This window comes from Proteus penneri (assembly GCF_022369495.1).
Taxonomy (GTDB): domain Bacteria; phylum Pseudomonadota; class Gammaproteobacteria; order Enterobacterales; family Enterobacteriaceae; genus Proteus; species Proteus penneri.
In genome coordinates this window covers 2,507,979-2,529,783 of sequence record NZ_CP059690.1, presented here as the reverse complement: position 1 = coordinate 2,529,783, position 21,805 = coordinate 2,507,979, and the positions used below count along the sequence as shown (strand labels likewise).

At 37.1% G+C, this 21,805-nt stretch carries 17 protein-coding genes; 7 read left to right on the top strand and 10 right to left on the bottom strand.

Annotated elements, in window-relative coordinates:
• Positions 1 to 148: 148 nt before the first annotated feature.
• The 4 genes from hemH to H1225_RS11490 all read left to right on the top strand — a co-directional run bounded on the left by hemH (position 149) and on the right by H1225_RS11490 (position 5,020).
• A complete protein-coding gene (hemH, locus tag H1225_RS11505) occupies positions 149 to 1,129 on the top strand; it encodes a ferrochelatase (RefSeq protein WP_109848346.1) in 981 nt (326 codons plus the stop codon).
• A gap of 163 nt (positions 1,130 to 1,292) precedes the next feature.
• Positions 1,293 to 2,411 (top strand): LPS O-antigen length regulator Wzz(fepE), encoded by a 1,119-nt coding sequence (wzz(fepE), locus tag H1225_RS11500; protein ID WP_109400183.1) that lies wholly within the window; start codon positions 1,293 to 1,295, stop codon positions 2,409 to 2,411.
• 103 nt (positions 2,412 to 2,514) lie between these two features.
• Complete coding sequence (locus H1225_RS11495; protein ID WP_109400182.1) at positions 2,515 to 3,825, top strand: inosine/guanosine kinase; 1,311 nt, start codon at positions 2,515 to 2,517, stop codon at positions 3,823 to 3,825.
• Between the two features lie 172 nt (positions 3,826 to 3,997).
• Positions 3,998 to 5,020, top strand: a complete 1,023-nt coding sequence (locus H1225_RS11490; protein WP_109400181.1) for a DUF481 domain-containing protein — start codon at positions 3,998 to 4,000, stop codon at positions 5,018 to 5,020.
• 155 nt (positions 5,021 to 5,175) lie between these two features.
• Here H1225_RS11490 and H1225_RS11485 read toward each other — a convergent pair whose 3' ends face one another.
• Positions 5,176 to 6,111: a GlxA family transcriptional regulator gene (locus H1225_RS11485; RefSeq protein ID WP_109400180.1), complete on the bottom strand. Its 936-nt coding sequence runs from the start codon at positions 6,109 to 6,111 to the stop codon at positions 5,176 to 5,178.
• 138 nt (positions 6,112 to 6,249) lie between these two features.
• Between H1225_RS11485 and H1225_RS11480 the strand changes: the two genes are divergently transcribed.
• On the top strand, positions 6,250 to 7,374 hold the full coding sequence (locus H1225_RS11480) for an alkene reductase (RefSeq protein WP_239739131.1): 1,125 nt from the start codon (positions 6,250 to 6,252) through the stop codon (positions 7,372 to 7,374).
• Between the two features lie 118 nt (positions 7,375 to 7,492).
• On the opposite strand, the gene ybaL is transcribed toward H1225_RS11480, so the two are convergent.
• Positions 7,493 to 9,253 carry a YbaL family putative K(+) efflux transporter gene (gene ybaL, locus H1225_RS11475; protein ID WP_072065107.1) on the bottom strand — a complete coding sequence of 587 codons (1,761 nt, stop codon included), beginning with the start codon at positions 9,251 to 9,253 and terminating at the stop codon, positions 7,493 to 7,495.
• An 894-nt stretch (positions 9,254 to 10,147) separates the two neighbouring features.
• Here ybaL and ushA point away from each other — a divergent pair.
• Positions 10,148 to 11,812 carry a bifunctional UDP-sugar hydrolase/5'-nucleotidase UshA gene (gene ushA / locus H1225_RS11470; protein WP_109848342.1) on the top strand — a complete coding sequence of 555 codons (1,665 nt, stop codon included), beginning with the start codon at positions 10,148 to 10,150 and terminating at the stop codon, positions 11,810 to 11,812.
• A gap of 121 nt (positions 11,813 to 11,933) precedes the next feature.
• Here the strand turns inward: ushA and ybaK are convergent, their stop codons facing one another.
• From ybaK to copA, 4 genes are all read right to left on the bottom strand, one after another.
• On the bottom strand, positions 11,934 to 12,413 hold the full coding sequence (ybaK, locus tag H1225_RS11465; RefSeq protein WP_072065104.1) for a Cys-tRNA(Pro)/Cys-tRNA(Cys) deacylase YbaK: 480 nt from the start codon (positions 12,411 to 12,413) through the stop codon (positions 11,934 to 11,936).
• 23 nt (positions 12,414 to 12,436) lie between these two features.
• Positions 12,437 to 13,246, bottom strand: a complete 810-nt coding sequence (locus H1225_RS11460; protein ID WP_161669266.1) for a TraB/GumN family protein — start codon at positions 13,244 to 13,246, stop codon at positions 12,437 to 12,439.
• Between the two features lie 119 nt (positions 13,247 to 13,365).
• Positions 13,366 to 14,796 carry a YadA C-terminal domain-containing protein gene (locus H1225_RS11455; RefSeq protein WP_161724157.1) on the bottom strand — a complete coding sequence of 477 codons (1,431 nt, stop codon included), beginning with the start codon at positions 14,794 to 14,796 and terminating at the stop codon, positions 13,366 to 13,368.
• A gap of 384 nt (positions 14,797 to 15,180) precedes the next feature.
• Positions 15,181 to 18,123: a copper-exporting P-type ATPase CopA gene (gene copA, locus H1225_RS11450; RefSeq protein WP_161724159.1), complete on the bottom strand. Its 2,943-nt coding sequence runs from the start codon at positions 18,121 to 18,123 to the stop codon at positions 15,181 to 15,183.
• Positions 18,124 to 18,256: 133 nt separating this feature from the next.
• On the opposite strand from copA, the gene cueR reads away from it, so the two are divergent.
• Positions 18,257 to 18,661 (top strand): Cu(I)-responsive transcriptional regulator, encoded by a 405-nt coding sequence (cueR, locus tag H1225_RS11445; RefSeq protein WP_072065100.1) that lies wholly within the window; start codon positions 18,257 to 18,259, stop codon positions 18,659 to 18,661.
• On the opposite strand, the gene H1225_RS11440 is transcribed toward cueR, so the two are convergent.
• The 4 genes from H1225_RS11440 to H1225_RS11425 all read right to left on the bottom strand — a co-directional run bounded on the left by H1225_RS11440 (position 18,621) and on the right by H1225_RS11425 (position 21,803).
• Complete coding sequence (locus tag H1225_RS11440) at positions 18,621 to 19,112, bottom strand: NfeD family protein (protein WP_006533997.1); 492 nt, start codon at positions 19,110 to 19,112, stop codon at positions 18,621 to 18,623. The genes cueR and H1225_RS11440 overlap by 41 nt on opposite strands.
• Before the next feature lie 2 nt (positions 19,113 to 19,114).
• Complete coding sequence (locus H1225_RS11435; RefSeq protein ID WP_006533996.1) at positions 19,115 to 20,038, bottom strand: SPFH domain-containing protein; 924 nt, start codon at positions 20,036 to 20,038, stop codon at positions 19,115 to 19,117.
• Between the two features lie 37 nt (positions 20,039 to 20,075).
• Positions 20,076 to 20,933 carry a co-chaperone YbbN gene (locus H1225_RS11430; RefSeq protein ID WP_006533995.1) on the bottom strand — a complete coding sequence of 286 codons (858 nt, stop codon included), beginning with the start codon at positions 20,931 to 20,933 and terminating at the stop codon, positions 20,076 to 20,078.
• A gap of 84 nt (positions 20,934 to 21,017) precedes the next feature.
• Positions 21,018 to 21,803: an SDR family oxidoreductase gene (locus H1225_RS11425; RefSeq protein ID WP_239739130.1), complete on the bottom strand. Its 786-nt coding sequence runs from the start codon at positions 21,801 to 21,803 to the stop codon at positions 21,018 to 21,020.
• Between the last annotated feature and the right edge of the window lie 2 nt (positions 21,804 to 21,805).

Below are 21,805 nucleotides of genomic sequence, written 5' to 3'. Positions count from 1 at the left end.
TGATTAATCCCGGTTGAGCCGGGATTTTTTTTATCTCTAGGAAAAGGTAAAAAGTCCGATCCAATAAATTGACAAGCACAATCTATTATTTTCCTTTATTCTTCTACACTTTGGTTATCCTAATAAAATAACTCTAAGGAGTCATAGTATGAATGATGCTAAGTATGGTGTTCTTTTGGTTAATCTTGGCACACCTGATGCGCCGACAACGGGGGCTGTTCGACGTTATTTAGCACAATTTCTTAGCGATCCTCGTGTTGTTGATGTTTCTCCTTTGATTTGGAAACCAATATTACAAGGGGTGATATTACCGTTTCGTTCACCTAAAGTAGCTAAGTTATATCAACAGATTTGGATGGATGAGGGGTCTCCTCTTTTAGTTTATAGCCGAGCGCAACAACGTGCTGTTGCGCAGCGATTATCTAATATTCCCGTGGAGTTAGGGATGTGTTACGGTAATCCATCCCTAAATGAAGGGGTTGAAAAGCTATTACAACAAGGTGTTGAGAACATTATTTTGTTACCACTTTATCCTCAATACTCTTGCTCGACTTCTGCTGCGGTATTTGATGGTGTCAGTCGAATTTTTAAAGACATGCGTACAATACCCTCTCTTCACTTTATTCGTAGTTATCCTACACATCCGCTTTATATCAAAGCACTTGTCACCTCTATTGAGAAAAGCTTTCAGCAATATGGTAAACCTGATCGGTTAATTCTCTCTTTCCACGGTATTCCGGAGCGTTTTATCAAAACGGGGGATATTTATTATGATGAGTGTTGTCTCACAACCGAAAAACTAAAAGCACAATTAGAAGAGCAGTTAGGTTATCCTAAAGAACAGGTTATGTTGACATTTCAATCACGCTTTGGTCGTGAACCTTGGCTATCACCTTATACAGATAAAACGATGGAAAAGCTGGGAAGTGAAGGGGTTGAACATGTGCAGGTTGTATGCCCAGGATTTTCATCTGATTGTTTGGAAACATTAGAAGAAATTAATGAACAGAACCGAGAGTTCTTTATTCATGGTGGTGGCAAACAGTACGAATATATTCCGGCGTTAAATGCTGAACCTGAGCATATTGACTTGCTAGAAGCGATGATCCGAGAGGTATGCAAAAAATAATTACTGAATTCGATAAATAAAATTATCGGATTTGATGATATATTAATTTGATCATATTTCAGTTATATATAAACTTATCTTTTCTCATTTTTTAAGTCTTTTAGTGGAAATCACTAAAAGTGCTGATAAACGGACACTGCATTACATAAATTTAGGCAGGAAAATGAATAGTAAGCTTTCAAAACCACAATCTTCAGAAATTGATAAAGGACATTTTGACGATTTCTATCTAAAACAGAATGATGAAATCGATCTTTTTGAATTATTTTCTGTTATTTATAAATCAAAGTTTGTCATTATTGGTATCACGTTATTATTTGCTATCGTTGGCTTTACTGTTGCAAGCTTTTTACCACAAAAATGGACTAGCCAAGCTGCAATTACCAAGCCAATGCTGGATGAAATGAAGCAATTAAGAGCAACATTGACTGAACTTAGCCTAGTGGATGTTGATACTGGTGTGAATGGTTCATCTGTTTATCAAAAGTTTATTAATAACTATAACTCTCGTGTTTTACGTGAAGAATATTTAGTTAGCACTGACTACTACAAAAGCTTACTGGCAAAAATGGAAGAACCAACGCCATTGGATAAGCGTAGATTAATTGAAAATATCGTAACGAAAGATATTAATTTAAAATCATCGGATAGCAAGAATAGTGATGAAGAGTTTAGTGGGGAAATTAATTTAAGCTTTACCGCCCCAACGCCTGAAGAAGCTTACGATTTGCTTTCTGGTTATATTCGTTTTATTTCTACCAAAGTACGAATGGAAGTAAAAGACGAAATTGATGATCAAATTGAGCGTAAATTAAGTTTTGCGAAAAAAGCTTATGAAATGGATTTAGAGCGTATCGCTAATGCGCGTAATGTAAATGTGCAACGCTTAAAATATGCGTTAGAAATTGCAAATGCCGCTGGGGTTAAAAAACCAATTTCCAGTGAAGGTGCACAAATTAAAGATGATCCTGATTATTCTATTGCTATGGGTTCTGATGCATTAAGTAGTAAATTGGCGATCACAGAAGCTATCACTGATCCAACAACAGTAAGCTCTGATCTGAAAAACCGTTTATATAACATGAAGCAGTTAGAAAAAGTGAAATTAGATGAGCTTCAATTTGTACCCTTCAAATATATGTTGAAGCCTTACGAACCGACTAAAAAAGATGCGCCTAAACGCGCTCTGATTTTAGTTGGCGCCGCTTTTGTTGGTTTCATTCTGTCTGTTATGGGTGTTTTACTGAGCTATATGGCAAGAAACCGTCGTAAAACCGCATAAAAATATCTTTAAATAAGTAGGTGTACTGACATACACCTACTGTCTCTCCCATAATATTGTGTTAACATTGCGCATCTTTTTTAGCTGTGTAGCATCGTTCACAATGAAATTCCCTGGCAAACGAAAATCCAAACACTATTTTCCCGTTAGTTTACGAGACCCTCTATTACAACCCATCATCAATATGACGGAGAGTGAATCTTCGCGCGCTTATATTGTCGGCATTGACCAAACACTGGTGGATATCGAAGCGAAAGTTGATGAGGCATTTATTACCCGTTATAACTTGAGTCAGGGACACTCTCTTGTTATTGAAGATGATGTCGCAGAGGCACTTTATCGTGAATTAACAGACAATAATCTGATAACACACGAATTTGCTGGCGGTACGATTGGTAATACGCTACATAACTACTCTGTATTAGCTGATGATCGTTCTGTGTTATTAGGTACTATGTGTAATAACATTCAGATTGGTAGCTATGCTTACCGTTATTTATGTAACACATCTAGCCGTACTGATCTTAATTACCTCCAAGGTGTTGATGGTGCAATTGGTCGCTGTTTTACGCTGATCACGGAAAATGGCGAACGTACATTTGCGATTAGCCCTGGTCAAATGAACCAACTTAAACCAGAAAGTATTCCGGAAGAGGTGATTGCAGAAGCTTCTGCGTTGGTATTAACGGCTTACTTAGTTCGCTGTAAACCGGGTGAACCGATGCCGTTAGCAACCATGAAAGCGATTGAGTATGCGAAAAAATATGATGTACCTGTGGTTCTTACGCTGGGTACAAAATATGTTATTGCAGATGATCCACAATGGTGGCGTGATTTCTTAAAAGAGCACGTTTCTGTTGTCGCAATGAACGAAGATGAAGCTTTTGAATTAACAGGACATGCTGATCCTCTGTTAGCTTCCGATGCTGCTTTAGAATGGGTTGATTTAGTGCTGTGTACTGCAGGGCCTGCTGGGCTTTATATGGGCGGTTATACAGAACACAACTTTAAGCGCCAAACCTCACATCCTTTATTACCCGGTGCTATTGCTGAATTTAATCGTTATGAATTTAGTCGTGCAATGCGTCGTAAAGATTGTGAAGAGCCAGAGAAAGTCTATTCTCATATTGAACCTTATATGGGTGGCCCTGAAAAAATCATGAATACGAATGGTGCGGGTGATGCGGCATTATCAGCATTACTGCATGATATTACAGCGAATAGCTATCATCGCATCAATGTGCCAAATTCAAGTAAGCATCCTCGCACTTATTTAACTTATTCATCGTTAGCACAAGTCTGTAAATATGCTAATCGAGTGAGTTATCAAGTGCTAAGTCAGCATTCTCCGCGCTTAACACGTGGCTTGCCTGAAAAAGAAGACAGCTTAGAAGAAGCTTATTGGGAGCGTTAAATACATCTATCAATACGCTCTAATACATTACTTTATAATTTGTCTTAATAATTCATCTTATTAAGACTATTTCAATACACAAGAGTAATTAATCAATTATATAGGTTAGTTATCTTGTGTATTTTTATATCCCTGACTACAGTTATAAAGACTTAAATAAAGGGGAATATAGATGCACAAGAGTATAAGTTTTTTATTTTTAGCTTTATTTTCTGCTGGAGTATGCGCTGATAATATATATTTAAAGAATGGTGATGAAATATCAGGCACTATTTCTATTATTGACAGTAATAAAATCCTTGTGAAAACAGATTATGCTGGTGAAATAAGGATTAACCTTGATAATGTCAAATCTTTTACGGTAAATACACCATCGTTAATAAAAAATGCAACCTTTTCAAAGTGGACATCAATAAATTCAATTGAGAGTTCATCTGAGGGGGAAATTACATTAATAACCGATAATAATAAAGAAAGAGTGCCAATTAATGACTCTTTAGTCTTAAGTAAAGATAAAGTAGATAATAAATTAAGTGCAGTATCGATAGATAATAAAATAACAGGAAGCTTAAATGCAGGAGCTTCTTATAATAAAGGCTCTTCTACTAATGAAAAATACTCGGTAGATGGGAATCTCAATATTGCTAATGATATATGGCGTCAAAATTTTACTGGTGCGATGTTACGTAATAAAGATGATAGTAATGTAAGTACTTATTACTATAATTTAGGTTATGATCTTGACCGCTTTATAACACCTTCATTTTTCTGGCGTGGTTATGTCAGTTACCAACATGACTGGGTTGAGGATATTAAAGAAAAGGCAGGAGTTGGTACGGGCCCAGGTTGGCAAGTATGGGATGATGAATTAAGCTCATTATCTTTTACTACTTTATTAAGTTATCAAAACTTAAAATACCGTTATGATGGGGATGCTAATTACTTACAAGGTGCTTTAGGTTGGGATTATAACCAACATCTTTTTGCTAAAAAAGTAACTGCTTATACCAAAGGTCGTATTGGTCGTAGTTTTGATAACGATGTTAGCCTTGATTTAAATGCGCGAATTGGTCTTATGTATAATGTCACTGATAGTATTAATCTTAATGCCAATATTGTGAAAGAAAAGACAAAAGGTGATAAAGCGGATTCAAGTAATACCAATTATACCTTTGGTGTCGGTTATCGCTGGTAATAAAGATAAATAGCCGTACTGAAAGAAATGATAAAAGCCATACCTTAATTAAAACTGTCCAATAAACTGGGGTCAGTTCATTTCAAGGAGTGGCTTTTTTATAACGTCTGAATTCGTCCTAAATAAGGTTGACACTTTTTAGGAATAGCTAGCTATTATTGATGAAAGATACGTTGGATCGTTTGTGGTGATTGATCAAAGGCTCTTAAAAAAGCTTGTCGCATACGTTCTCTATCACCAAAACCTGTCTCTCTCGCGATAATTTCTAATGAATTCATTGTGGTCTCTATTCTCATTCTCGCTTCTTCAACGCGTAATTGCTCAATGGCTTTTGCGGGGGATTGTCCTGTTTCACTTCTAAATATACGGCTAAATTGCCTTGGGCTGAGATTAGCAATTTGAGCAAGGGTTTCAACAGAGAGATCGCCGTTGATATTCTCTTTTGCGTAAGTGAGTGTTTTTTGTATCCGATCGGTTTTTGCATCAAGATCAAGTAGTGCTGAAAATTGGGATTGTGCACTTCCTCGGCGATGATATAACACTAATTTTCTCGCAATATTTCGAGCTAAATCCTGTCCAAAGTCGTTTTCAACCATTGCTAAGGCGAGATCAATACCTGCAGACATACCCGCAGATGTCCAGATGTTGTCATCAATAATAAAAATTTTATCTTCTTCTAAAATTACATCAGGAAAATCTTGCCTAAATTTTTTTGCATGTAACCAGTGGGTAGTTACTCGCTTATTTTTCAGTAAACCTGCTTTTGCTAATAAAAAAGCACCAGAGCAAACAGAAGCCATTCGGCGTGTATTCACACTAATATCTTTTAGTATTGATATTAACGTATCAGAGCCAAAGCCTGCGCGGTAATCTCCTGAGATTATCAGTGTGTCATAGTCAGATGTAGGAAGTAAGGGGGCACTATCAACGGTAATGCCGTAGGATGCGTGGATCAACCCGCCTTGATCTGAATAGATTTGGAAATCATATAATTTTTGTTGCGAGAGTAGATTTGCATATTCAAAAACACTCGCCACTGAAAGGCTAAAGGATTGGAAATGGGGATAAACAATTAATCCTATTTTTAACATGTGTCACCTCAAGGCGCTCGTTTGTTAATTTCTTCTTTTCATCTTATCACGATGTCCTAAATCATTGCATATATGTCATTGAGGTCATTTAAAGGTGGGGCTAATATTCAAACATACTTTTTAAAGGAGTGGTTACAGATGAAAAATAGTCTTTTATTTGAGCCCGTAAAATTGGGGCGTCACCAATTAAGAAATAGAATAGTTTTACCGCCATTAACACGCTCAAGAAGCTCTCAGCCTGGCAATATTCCTAATGAACTGATGGCTACTTATTATGCTCAACGAGCAGGTGCGGGGCTAATGGTCACAGAAGGAACACAAATTGAGCCAAGAGGTCAAGGATATGCTTGGACTCCAGGTATTTATAGTCCAGAGCAAATTGAAGGCTGGAAAAAAATAACGCAAGCAGTACATGATAAAGGCAGTGTCATTTTTGCTCAGCTTTGGCATGTAGGACGTGTATCACACACTTCGTTACAACCTCATGGTGATGCGCCTATCAGTGCTTCTGATATACCGGCTACGGGTGTTAAGGTCTTTATCGAAACAGCGCCACACCAAGGTGCTTTGGTTGATCCTTCAATCCCAAGAGCGCTAACGACAGACGAAGTAAAACAAGTAGTTCAGCTTTATGCTCAAGCTGCGCGTAATGCAATGGATGCGGGTTTTGATGGCGTTGAAATCCACAGTGCTAATGGTTATTTAGTGAACCAATTTATTTCATCACAAAGTAATAATCGTGATGATGAATATGGTGGAACACTCAAAAATCGTCTGCGTTTTTTAAAAGAAATTGTTGAAACCGTATCGAAAGAGATTGGCTCAGAAAATTTAGGTGTTCGTTTTTCTCCTCTGTTTTCAAGTACAAAAGAGGAGCGGGTTTATCTGGGAATTGTTGAGGGTGATCCTCGTGAAACGTACATCGAAGCGGTAAAAATTTTAGAAGATAGTAATGTTGCTTATCTGTCAATCGCAGAAGCTGATTGGGATAATGCGCCTGAAATGCCGATAGATTTTCGTAAAGATATCCGTCAAATTTTTAGTGGTGCTATTTTTTATGCTGGGCGCTATACAGCAGAACGTGCAATAAAACTTATTAAAGAGGGTTTGGCTGATATGATTGCATTTGGCCGTCCTTTTATTGCTAATCCTGATTTACCCGAACGTATTGCGCATAATTGGCAATTAAATAATGTTGATCATACTTCTCTTTATGGGGGTGATGCTAAAGGATATACAGATTATCCAGCCTATAAAGAATAAGTATTATTAATGTGCTTTATTCTTTTATTCCCGTTATTAAAAATAACCCCTCAAGTAATAAATGACTTAAGGGGTTATTAGCAAGTAAACTTAGTGAACTTTAAGCCACCATGCTGAGTTATTGCGCTGCACTAGGTGCAATGATTTGTTGACCATTTTCAGGTGTATCATCAATAGCACAACCAAATTCGACTTCTTTAATTAGCATATCTGCCATGGCAGATGCCGTTTGATCTTCATCGATAACGACGTGATTTGCACCTTTCTCAAGGATAAAAGAAGCTTCTTCATCATAGTTAGCACGCACGATAATATCGTCAAAATGAGCACGAACAATGATATTTAAATCAGGGTTCATACTTCTTGCTGTTTCGGCGATATCAGCTGCTTCATAACCATTAGGTATCGTCAGTAATAAAGATTTAGCACAATCAATACGGGCTAAAGCAAGTGACTCTTTGGTTGATGCATTACCCAGCACTGTGTTTAAACTTTTTTCTTTTAATTCAGCGAATTTGTTACGGCTATTTTCGATAATAACTAATGGGATAGATTGAGCTAATAATTTTTCAGCAAGCATACTTCCCGCGCGACCATAACCGACGATAATAGCGTGACCACAAATATCAACAGGGACGGGCATCTCTTCTTCTAGCTCTTCTTGTTGTAGTTGTTCTACTTCTTCTTTGGTTTCTGTTTTTGCCAGATAACGGTCTAATAAAGAGAACAGCACTGGGTTTAGCATAATAGAGACTAAAGCACCAGCTAACACCAGATTACGAGCATCTGGTTCCAAAACGTTTAGTGCCACACCGAGGCCCGCAAGAATAAAGGCAAACTCACCAATTTGCGCAAGGCTGACTGAAATGGTTAAGGCAGTACGTCGGGAATGTCCAAACATTCGTACAAGGAGTAATGCAGCTACTGATTTACCAATAATAATGATAGCCAGCGTTGCTAAGATGCCGAGAGGGTGTTCAATTAATACCATTGGGTCAAACAACATACCGACAGACACAAAGAACAGAACTGCGAAAGCATCTCTCAGTGGTAAAGTATCTTGAGCCGCTCTGTGGCTTAATTCAGACTCGTTAAGCACCATACCGGCAAAGAATGCCCCTAATGCGAAGGAAGCATCAAATAAAGTTACAGCACCATAAGCGATACCTAAAGCAAGGGCGAGTACACTCAATGTAAATAACTCACGAGAGCCTGTTGCTGCGGTTTTGGCTAAAATCCAAGGAATAAGTTTACGACCAACAATCATCATGATTAAGATAAAGGCAACGACTTTACCGATAGTGATGCCTAAATTGATCATCAGTTGAGAAACATTGGTTTGATCGCTACTTTCCAGCATATTGGCAATAGCAGGGAGTAGTACAAGAGCTAACACCATAGCTAAGTCTTCAACAATCAACCAACCAATAGCAATTTGACCTCGTTGGCTATCAATCAGGCCTCTTTCTTCAAGTGCGCGTAAAAGTACAACGGTACTTGCTGTTGATAGACATAAACCGAATACAATGCCACTAAATAAACCCCAGCCAAAAAATGCTGATAATCCCAATCCTAATAGTGTTGCTACTGCAATTTGAGCAATAGCACCCGGAATAGCGATGGCTTTTACTGCCATTAGATCTTTTAATGAAAAGTGTAAACCTACGCCAAACATTAGCAGAATAACGCCAATTTCAGCGAGTTCAGGAGCGAGAGAAGTATCAGCAACAAAGCCGGGAGTAAATGGGCCAGCGAGTACGCCTGCAGCAAGATATCCTACTAAAGGTGAAATTTTTAGCCGTTGAGCGATCATGCCTAAAATATAAGCAAGTGCTAATCCACCAACAATGGTGGTAATGAGAGGTGTTGAATGCGGCATCAATTCTCCTTCTTTTTATAAAACTACATGTATCGAGGGGCGAGTAATATAGCAGGCTGATAGTTTAGCGTATTCATGCAATAAATTCGCTAAAAATTATCGATTATTTATAAAAATAGCAAGTTTATTGAGTTTTTTAATGCAAATGCACTTTTCTATGTTATTTTAATTAGTCTTACCTTTTGAAGTAAGAAATACTCTGTTTTCAGTTCATTTTGGTAACAGAGGTGATAACAAGTTATTCAGCTTTATCGACCCAATATTAGTAAGAAGAGTGATAAAAACACCTAATAGTGGGAGGTAGGCTAAGATATGATAGACATATTCAATACTATTCTGAGCCATAATATATCCTAAGGCCTCAGCACTCATTTCATTCATCCTAAAAGCAACTCCGAAGAAACGCTCTGGAATCATACTCTTCTCACCTAAAACTAACTATTGAGCATAAATTAAGATAGCAGAAAATGCTGAAGCAAAAATTACACCAATGAGTCTTACATGTAAATATTGCTTTCCTTTTTAGTGCATAGGGTTGTTTTTTCTGAGTATCTTGCTGAATTTTATACCGACGGCTAATTTGTAATAGCACTACAATTGCCAGCAACTTAGTAAGAGAGAATCAATGGGGATTTACTTTCTTTTTTTATATTACATTTTGGTAAATTATTTCTATTTTTATTAGTCTACTTTACATCTATTTAGAGTTGAGTGCTTTTGTGAGAAATAGAGTTTGATTCATGTCTCAAAAAAACTATCGGATCAATGAAATAATAAAAAAATTATATAACCTACATCATAAAATACAGCAAAAGTATTTAACTTCTGTCTTCTTTTTCTACTGTAGATACATGGCAGAACTTTCTCAATAAATAATATACATGGGGATATACCATGAGCTTATCTTTTAAATTATCAGCATGCGCTTTGACCGTTTCTTTAGCTATGGCGCCGGCGTTGTCTCAGGCATGGGAAAAGGATAAAACCTACGAAATTACCATTTTGCATACCAATGATCACCATGGCCATTTTTGGCATAACGATCGTGGAGAATATGGTTTAGCTGCACAAAAAACGGTTGTTGATAACATTCGTGATGAAGTTGCTAAAAAAGGCGGTAGCGTACTGTTGTTATCGGGTGGTGATATCAATACGGGTGTTCCAGAATCTGATTTACAAGATGCCGAGCCTGATTTTAAAGGGATGAATCTTGTGGGCTATGATGCAATGGCTCTGGGTAATCATGAATTCGATAATCCATTAGATGTTTTGCGCCAACAAGAAAAATGGGCAACATTCCCATTTTTATCTGCGAATATTTATCAAAAAAGTACGGGTGAACGTTTATTCAAGCCTTACACTATTTTTGATAAGCAAGGTGTAAAAATTGCCGTATTAGGCTTAACGACTGATGATACTGTGCGTATTGGTAACCCAGCAAATTTCCCTGATACAGAATTCCGCAAACCTTCTGATGAGGCTAAAAAAGTTGTAGAAGAACTGCGTACAACAGAAAAGCCAGACATTATTATCGCTGCAACCCATATGGGTCACTATGATAATGGTAATCACGGTTCTAACGCACCGGGTGATGTGGAAATGGCGCGTGCCTTACCAAAAGGCTACCTTGATATGATTGTGGGCGGTCACTCACAAGATCCTGTTTGTATGTCTCAAGAGAACAAAAACTACAAACAAGCTGATTATGTACCAGGAACGCCTTGTGCGCCTGATAATCAAAATGGTACATGGATTGTTCAGGCTCATGAATGGGGTAAATATGTTGGTCGTGCAGATTTCGAATTCCGTAATGGTGAATTCACGTTAAAGCATTACCAATTAATTCCAATTAACTTAAATCAAAAAGTGAAGAAAGACGACGGTACAACCGAGCTTGTTTACTATACAGAAGAAATTCCTCATAACCCTGAAATGATGAAATTGCTGACACCTTACCAAGAAAAAGGGGGTGAGCAACTGAATATTAAAGTGGGTGAAGTTGTTGGTAAATTAGAAGGTGATCGTAGTAAAGTTCGCTTTGTTCAGACCAATATGGCGCGTCTATTATTATCCGCTCAAGCTGAACGTGCGAACGCAGACTTTGCCATTATGAGTGGTGGTGGTGTGCGTGATTCAATTGAATCTGGTGATATCACTTATAAAGACGTATTAAAAGTTCAACCTTTTGCTAACGAACTGGTTTATGTTGATTTTAAAGGTGAAGAAGTCGAGCCTTATTTGTCAGCAGTTGCATGTATGAAAGTTGACTCTGGCGCTTATGCTCAATTCTACAATGTTAGCTTAACAGTAGATACAGACTGTAAAGTTAGCGATGTTAAAATTGCAGGCAAGCCATTGGATAAAACAAAATCTTACCGTATGGCAACACTAAACTTTAACGGCATTGGTGGTGATGGTTATCCTAAGATTGATACTCATCCGGGCTATGTTAATACAGGGTTTGTTGATGCTGAAGTCTTAAAAGGTTATATCGAAGCGCACTCTCCATTGAAAGCCGCAGATTTCGAACCTAAAGGCGAAATTGTTTATAAAAAATAAGTTTTATCAATAATACTTATATAGATAAAAGGCGACATTTTATGTCGCCTTTTATCTTTGGCCTTAATCACGTTAATTTCTTATTTTGAGGATAAGCCTTAAAATAAAAAATCATTCATAATTATGACTCTTTACGAATAAGTGCAAATTGTGCACTTAACACAACACCTAAATCTTTTGCAGATAACTCAATATCTAAGCCTCGTTTACCACCAGAAACGAAGATAGTGTCAAATTCAAGTGCTTGTTCATCAATCACTGTTGGTAGGCGTTTTTTCTGACCTAATGGGCTTATTCCACCCACTAAATAACCCGTGACCTTTTGTGCAATTTGTGGATCTGCCATATCAGCTTTTTTGGCTTTAAAGCACTTAGCAACCAGTTTTAAATCTAACTGACCAGAAACGGGTGTTACTGCAACAGCAAGATTTTTAGCATCACCATTTAAAGCAACTAACAGTGTTTTAAATACTTGGCGATTATCTAAACCTAATTTTTCAACGGCTTCATCACCAAAATTATGCACATTCGCATCATGTTCATAAGGATGAAGAGTAAATTTAATTTTTTGTTTTTCCAGTAAATTGACAGCGGGAGTCATAGTTATTCCTAATCATAATGTTTTTATGATTGATGTGTTAGTAAATCAATCAGATTCTCTTCACCAAATAAATGAAGAGCTCCTACAGTTACCACATAACGTCCAGCCGGTAATTTTGATAATATGCTTACCCATTTTTGGTTACGGCTTTCCATTAAGATATCAAATACAGCTTTACTAAAGGTATTCGGTAAAGGCGGTTGTTTCTCTTGACCATTATAATTTAACCACCAATTGATCATGATTTGCAATGTACGTGCATTATCGTGCCAATTTTTTAGTGTATCTTCGAGTAATTGCTGACCATCATCAGGGAAACTCAATAATAATGCGACCTGATCCTCAATACCTTCAAGTTCTATAATGTTTTTTTTGTGCTCATTAGCATATTGAATGACCTGGTAATCAATACCGTATTGCGGTTGTAATCCAAGTTGCATTGCTTGGGTAGATTGTAAAATCAATGCAATTTGCCAAAGTGGTTTATTCTCAAGTTGATAAAGTGAGAGGGCGAGATCTTCACAGTGACATGTGACTTGAGAAAAAAGAGAGTTATTTAAGCGTGTTTCTAGCGACTTTCTAAAAAGAGATGCTTGATCAAAAGGTTGTACGTCTGTGGAAATATCCGCTTCAACAATAATAGCATTTGCATTTTTTATTTCGTTGAGTAGCGCATTAGAAAGTGGTGACATTGTAGGCACGCCCATATGGATACTGCCAACAAGGTGTAAAGAGATATTATTAGGTAGTGTAATATCAACAGCAGGGTAAGGATAATGAGAAGCTTGTTTTATATTGATCCATTCTTTAAGTTTCTGAAAAATACCCGCCATTTGATATGCTCCTTTAAGTGTTGATCACTAAGCTCAGCATAACGGATTTTTAATGTAATGAAACAGTGAAAACTAAGTATTTACTTAGCTTTCACTTTGTTTACTTTATTGCGTTAATATTACCAGCTGATCCCAATCCCCCCAGCTGAAACAAAATTATTTGAGTCATTCCACGCAGTAGAGGCTCTTACTTTAATATTTTCATTGACACGATATTGCATCCCCCAAGCAAGGGCGGTGGCATTACGATAATTACCAATACCAATAGCTGTGCTGAATGTTGCTGTGTCAGTAAAAGGCAAATTACTCATTGCTGCAACAGATGCAATACCTTGATTGGCACGTTTTTCAACTTTATAAAAGCGATTATTAGTTTCATGTTTAAAGTGTTTAAATTTGCTATCAAGTTTATTTATATCATCTCTAGCAATTGAATTTTCTATATATAATTTACCAAAGTGATCTTTAATATTTTTTTCACCAAATTCTTTTATATTTAGATTTTCTAGATATTCAAATTCTAAATGACTAATATGATGTTTGTTCTTTTCTATTTCATCTGTATTAGTTTTGATTTTTTCATTATTATCACTAATGTCTATTTTATTCCTTTTTATTCCGTCACTGTTTGAATTTATTAACTTTTTATTTTCTTCTATTGCTAAATCTTGGATAATATTTTCACCTAATGCTTGGTCTGCTTTTAATGTGTTTTCTACAATATTTGATTTGTTGATGGAGATGGATGATTGATTTTCCTCAATGCTATGTGTGTTATTTTCTATGTTTTCTTTACCTGATTCTAAGGTGTCAATTATTTCATTTGTTTTTATTTCGACATTATTATTCATGATGTAACTACCTAGAGTTATAAGGTTGGTGTTATCAATTTCATTTTTTAAATATTTATCATAAATAATTCTTTCTTCTGGAGTTAAATGGATTTTATCTATTTTTTCATTTAATAGAAGTGATTCAGATAAAAGCATGTCATTCTTTTTTACTTTAATATATAATTGATTTGTATTGTTGTTTTTTATAGCTTCTGTAATCTTATTATCTAATACTAATTGATTTTTTTTAGATATGCTTGATAAGTGTTTTATAATAGATTTTTTTATCTCCTCATCTTGGTGATCTATTATATGTGAATAAAAATTAGAGAAGGCTGCATTATATCCAGGATGTGTCAATTTTAAATGGTTGTCTATACGATTTGTTATTTCTTCAGTTAGATAGAGTGTAAGATTATTATTTTTATCAATATCAAATGAAACATATCTATTAGAAATGACTTTACGGATCATATTTTCTTCTTGATGTTCAACCCCCTTCTCAATATATTTAATAAAATCATCAGTGTCTTTGTTTCTTAGCATTTTTTGTGGAATGGCTATTTTATTATTTGATTTTATAATACTAGGTTCAGAGTTATTATCTCCAGTTATTTCTGAAGGTGAATTTGTAGTGTAATTATTAGCAATTGACCCTTGTGAATATATTATTGAAAATAATAAAATAGTAATTGTATTTCTTTTAATATCCTTCATTTAAAGCTCCTTTATATACTGTGTTTAATTCCTTTTTGATTTTTAAATATATTTTTTATTTTGTTTTTTTTCAATCTTTTTTTAAATGAGCGTAAATATAATTAATTACCAATATGCTTTTATTAAAAAAATAACTTATAAGATAACCAATAAATCTTAATGAAATATTTATAAGATATTGCTATTCTAGCGTTAAGAGGGCGGAGTGATGACTCTCTTGTATAATGAGAAATTCCTCTTTGACTGGCCGATAGTAATATCGGCTTTTTTTTTAACCTTTTGAAAATATTCATAATCATAAGTAAAAATTAGAAATAAGGTAATAAAAAACCTCCTTTATCTGAAGATAAAAGAGGTTTTAATGTTGTGAACAGTGATTAAGTGTTATTGCTTAGGTTTAAAACGCAATAAGCGGTTTGCATTGCTAACTACAGTAATTGAGGATAAGGCCATTGCTGCACCTGCAACTACTGGGTTTAATAATGTTCCCGTGAATGGGTATAAAATACCTGCTGCAATGGGAATACCTAAACTATTGTAAATAAAAGCACCAAATAGATTTTGCTTCATATTACGCAGTGTGCCTTTTGAAATTTCAACGGCATCAGCAACACCATGTAAACTATGACGCATTAACGTGATAGCTGCTGTTTCAATAGCGATATCACTACCACCACCCATTGCAATACCGACATCAGCTTTGGCTAATGCAGGGGCATCGTTAATACCATCCCCGATCATTGCAACACGACGACCTTCAGCTTGAAGGTCAGTAATAGCTTGTGCTTTACCTTCTGGCATCACACCCGCAATAACCTGATCAATACCGGCTTCTTTTGCAATTGCATTTGCTGTAATTGGGTTATCTCCCGTTAACATCACAAGTCGATAACCTTGATGATGTAAACGTTGTAATGCACTTACAGTATCTTCTCTGAGTGGATCGCGAATAGAAAGTAATGCCGCAATTTTACCGTTTTGCGCTAATAAAACAGGCGTAACACCTTTGGCGGCTTGAGAATCAATCAATGAATTAACTTCACTAATATCAATACCTGATTCAACCATCAATTTAGGATTACCTAAAAGTACTGTTTTACCATTAATTTCACCACTTAACCCCATGCCAGCTAATGTGCGAAACTTGTTTACTTCAGGTAAATCAATTCCTTTAGCTCGCGTTAAAATAGCTTTAGCTAATGGGTGATTAGAACCATTTTCCAAAGAGGCAGCCAATGCCAGTGCTTGAGTTTCATCTACTTGATTAAAAGTATGAATATCAGTAGCTTGAGGCATGCCTTCTGTCAGAGTCCCTGTTTTATCAAACACTAAAGTATCTAGCATACTTGCTTGTTGTAGTGCATCGGCATCACGAACTAACACGCCATATTCAGCCGCACGACCGACACCTGAAATAATCGACATAGGTGTTGCCAAACCTAAAGCACAAGGACAAGCGATGATAAGAACAGTTGTGATAATTACTAAGGCATAGGTAATTTGCGGCGATGGGCCAAAGAAATACCAAATAGCACCAGCAATAAGAGCAATAGCTACGACAATGGGGACAAACACACTTGATATTTTATCTGCTAGCTGTCCCATTTCAGGTTTACTACTTTGTGCTTGGCGAACTAATTTAATAATACGAGCAAGTGTTGTTTTACTTCCCACTGCTGCTGCTTTAAATAATACAGAGCCATCTTGAACTGTTGTTCCTGCATGAATAGTGTCACCCACTGCTTTTTGTTGTGGAATGGGCTCGCCTGTCAACATCGCTTCATCCATCCACACTTCACCTTGGATAATTTCACCATCAACGGGTACTTTATCACCTGTTGCTAAACGTAATGTCATTCCTTGTTTAACATCAGCCAATGGCATTTCAACTTCACCGTTTTCAGTGATAACTCTTGCTGTTGGAGGCGTTAAATCTAATAGTCGCTCTAATGCTTTAGATGAACGCTGACGCGCTCTTTGTTCAAGCATATGACCCAGATTGATTAAACCGATGATCATTGCACTGGCTTCATAATAGAGGTGACGCGCTTGAGCTGGAAAAATTTCAGGCCATAAATTTACGGTAATGGAATAGAGCCATGCGGCACCCGTTCCTAATGCCACTAAGGTATCCATTGTGGCACTACGATTTTTTAAGCTCTGCCATGCGCTACGATAAAAATGTCCCCCTGCAACAACCATTACAAACAATGTTGTAATGCCAATGCCTAACCAAATGCTGTGGTTAGCTTCAGTAAGCATCATATTATCGCCGATCATTCCCCAAACCATCACAGGAATACCGACAATTAACGCTAATGCGGCTTGCCAGCGAAAACGTTTCATATTGGCAACAGCAACTTCTTGCTGACGTTCTCTGCGTTTTATATCGTCTTGGATAATTTCAGCACCATAACCGGCTTTTTCGATGGCAGACACAAGTGCATCATGATCGATTTCACCTGTCACTAATGCGCTACGTTCAGCAAGGTTTACACGCACATTTTCAACGCCATCAACGGATTGTAATGCGTTGTGAACCTTGTTTACGCAACTTGCACAGGTCATACCATCAATTAAAAGCTGAACACTGTTGTCATTGTCAGTATTGATTTCAGCGCCATTATCAATATCAGCATTCTCGACTGGAATATCACAAACAGCCGCTGACGATGCTTCCAGTTGTGCATGCGTTTGCGTCAGCGGCTCAGTTTTTGGGAAATCAGTACGCGCTAGTTGTGCTTCGTAACCAGCCTCTGTAACAGCGGTAATTAAGGTTTCAGCGGTTGCAGAACCCGTTACTTTTGCGTGTGTTAATTCAACTTCAGCACTATCAACGCCTGTTGTCGCTTCAAGTGCTTTTTTGACTGAGCCGACACAATGACCACAATTTAAACCAGATAGTGTTAGATGAACTATGTTGTCAGTTGGTGCTAAGTTTGCTTGAAAACCTTCAGCAGTAATCGCTGCAATTAAAGTATCCGCAGCCGCGTCACCAAAAATTTCAGCTGACTCTTTTGTTACATTAACGGCGACAACACCTTCAATGGCTAATAATGCTTTTTCGGTTTTACCGACACACTTCATGCAGTTAAGGCCACTTAGGCTTAATTTTATATCAGGTTGTGTTGCAATTTTAGCTTCATAACCTGCGTCTTCAATTGTTTTGATTAAACTTTCAGCAGTTGCATCACTGTCAATTTTAGCGTATTGAATAGTCACATATGACTGTTCTATATCATTGCGAGCATCAAGTGCTTTTTTTACACTGTTAACACAGTGGGAGCATGAAAGCCCTTGTAATGCGAGTAGCGTAGTTTTTGCCATGTTAGTTTATCTCCGAAATAAAAAGCGTTACCTCTATTATTGCTCAATATTCGGTAACTTGCTTTCTGTAAAGGTTTTTTCTTATCAAGATAAAGGCTAAACCTTTCCGCAAGGGGAAGGTCAAGGGGGAATTTTGAATATTAGTGAAATCGCCAGTAAAACAGGATTAACGGCTAAAGCTATTCGGTTTTATGAAGAAAAAGACTTGATAACCCCACCGGGAAGAGGTGAAAACGGCTATCGTTATTATCAAGCTCAACATATTGAAGAGTTAACATTATTGCGACAAGCGAGAGAGGTTGGTTTTAACTTAGAAGAGTGTCGCGCGTTGTTAATGCTATTAAGAAATCCTTCTCGCCATAGTTCTGATGTGAAAGAAGCCACCTTAAAAAAAGTGGCTGAAATTGAGAAAACAATTAATGAGCTCAATGACATTCGCCAACGATTACTTTTGTTAGCCAGCGAGTGTCCCGGAGATGAAGGAGCCGATTGCCCTATCATCGATCATTTGTCAGGGTGTTGTCATCACCAGAAATAGTCTGTTTAAGCGCAGTCACTTGTAAGGTAATACCATCAATTGCGGTTACTGTTACCTTATCGCCGGCAAGTAATGGCGTGTTTGAATAAACACGCCAACTGCCATCAGCTAATTTTACGCGACTAAAACCATTTTCAGTATCTGATAATAAAACCGCATGAATACCAATCAGTTGATGCGTTTTCTGATTTAAGTTTTCAGCTTCTTTTGATAGTTTTCTGCGTTTAAGCCAAAGGTGCCAAAGTACAGCACTAATTACCGTTAATATCGCAAATAAAATACCTTGAATAGGCCAGCTAATAGGCAATATCCATGTGATCAACGATACACACAGAGCCGCCATTCCTGACCATAAAAGGTATCCCGCTGTTCCTAACATTTCTGTAATTAACAGCAAGCCACCAAGACAAAGCCAGAAAAGTGCAGGTTGAGCACTAATCCATTCAATCATAATTAATTGCTCTTGTTGCCAGAGTCACTTTTTTTGGTATTGAGTAATTCAGAAATACCACCAATCGCACCCATAAGATTACTTGCTTCTAATGGCATCATAATAACTTTACTGTTATTAGCTGAACCAATTTGAGACAATGCATCCGTATATTTTTGAGCAACAAAGTAGTTAATTGCTTGCATATCACCTTTTGCAATGGCCTCAGATACCATTTGTGTTGCCTTAGCTTCTGCTTCTGCTGCACGTTCTCGAGCTTCTGCTTGTAAGAATGCAGATTGACGCTCTCCTTCAGCCTTCAGTATTTGTCCTTGTTTCTCACCTTCTGCTTTTAAGATTGCCGCTTGACGAATACCTTCAGCTTCAAGAATATCGGCACGTTTAGTTCGTTCAGCTTTCATCTGCGCATTCATTGCAGAAATCAATTCTTTTGGTGGGCGAACATCACGAATTTCAATACGGGTAATTTTGATACCCCAAGGGTTTGTTGCATCATCCACAATTAGTAAAAGGCGACTGTTGATTTGGTCACGCTGAGAAAGAATTTCATCAAGTTCCATTGAGCCTAATACTGTACGGATATTCGTCAGTGTTAAGTTGATAATTGCAAGTTCAAGATTATTAACTTCATACGCGGCTTTTACAGGGTCGATGACTTGAATAAAGCAGACCGCATCAATGCTGACGTTGGCGTTATCACGAGAAATAACTTCCTGAGACGGAATATCAAGAACCTGTTCCATCATATTGATACGGCGACCAATACGATCAACAAATGGTACGAGAATTTGAAGCCCTGGCGCGAGGGTTCGAGTGTAACGACCAAAACGTTCGACAGTCCACTGGTAACCTTGTGGAACGGTTTTAACACCACATAAAACTAAAATAATAGCGAATAAGATGATAATACCAATGACTATTTCCATATACCTGTCCTAAGTCTGCTTTAATAAGAAAATAAAATTAATAAAGTAAAGAATACACCATACGACGATATTTAGACGCTAAATTATCATTAGTACCTAAGGCTGATAGAATATCCATCAGGGTTTTCTTAACTTGCCCATCACCAGCATTGAGATCTTTTTTGATAAAGCTAAATAGCAACTCTAGTGCCTCTTCATTACGAGCAACTTCATGTAATTTCAGTGCGAGTTGAATAGCAAGATCGGTATTTTCAGGTTGTTGATTAAAATCGTTCTGTAATTGTTGAATTTCAGGCGTATCAGCAGCCTGTTTTTGTAATTCAATTTGCGCTAACAAACTATGATAGTAACTATCTTGATCTTGTAATGGGATAGTAATTAACAGAGTTTGAGCTTCTTCATTTTTATTTAAAGAAATTAATGCGCCTGCTAGCGCGAGCGTAATTTCACTGTTTTTAGGAGCGAGTTGATGAGCTTCTTTTAACAGAGGTAAAGCTTCTTCGGTTTTTCCTTCTGAAAGTAATTGCGAGGCTTGTGCCGCTTTTAATTCTTCTGGTTTGGGTAATACATTGGCTAACACTTGGCGAATTGCTTCTTCAGGTTGAGGGCCTTGAAAGCCATCAACTGGGCGACCTTCTTGCAAAATATAAACAGTTGGAATAGCACGTAAACCAAATTGTGAGGCAATCATTTGTTCAACATCACAATCCAATTTTGCCAAAATAAATTGATCAGCAAATTCAGCTGCCAGTTTATCTAATGTTGCGCCAAGCTCTGCACAATGAGGACTACGTTCTGAATAGAAATACATCATGACTGGTTTAGTCATAGATTGTTCTATAATTTGTTGAATATTTGATTCATTTACATCAACAATATGTGCAGTTGCTAACATTAACTTGCCCCTTTTTGAGAGTTTTAAATATAGATGCGATTTATAACGCTATTTTATTAATAAGTAAGGGTAGATCCTGAAAAATCAAGCCTTGCCACTTTGGCGACTGAGAATAACATCCATTAAAGCATCAGGTAGAAAACGTTTTAATATTCTGACTGCGTAAGTCAATAAGGTTACGGGATGACGTATCTTAGGTTTTGGACTTTCTAAAGCATGAATAAGCTTTTTCACAACATCTTCAGGCGTTAATGTGAAACGACTCGCAATCCCCGGATTTTTTACAGGTTTATCTTTTTCGGCTTGAGCGACATTTTCAGTGAAACATGTTCTTATTGGACCTGGCTCTATTAAACTTACTTTAATACCTGTATGCGCAATTTCCATTCTTAGCGCATCAGACCATGCTTCTACTGCATATTTACTGGCTGCGTAAGCACCTCGACCAGCTGTTGAGATAATCCCCATAACAGAGCTGGTTTGAATAATTCTTCCTTCACCATGAGGCAACATTGCTGGCAGAAGTAATGTAGTAAGCTGATGTAAACCAAAAAAGTTAGTAGAAAACTGTTTTTCCATTTGTTGGCGGGTAATGGCATCTAATGAGCCATAAACACCAAATCCACCATTATTAAATAATCCATATAAACGACCGTTTGTTAGACGAATAACTTCTAATGCCGCATTTTCAACACTTTTTGGATCATCAAGATCAAGATAAATAGGCTCTAATCCCAGTGTTTCCATGCGTTTAAGATCTTCATCTTTACGGCAAGCAGCAAGAACTCGATAACCTCTTTTCTTTAGTGATTTTGCCGCGCAGAGTCCTATTCCACTGGAACTTCCTGTAATCAATACCGTCTTTTGCATAA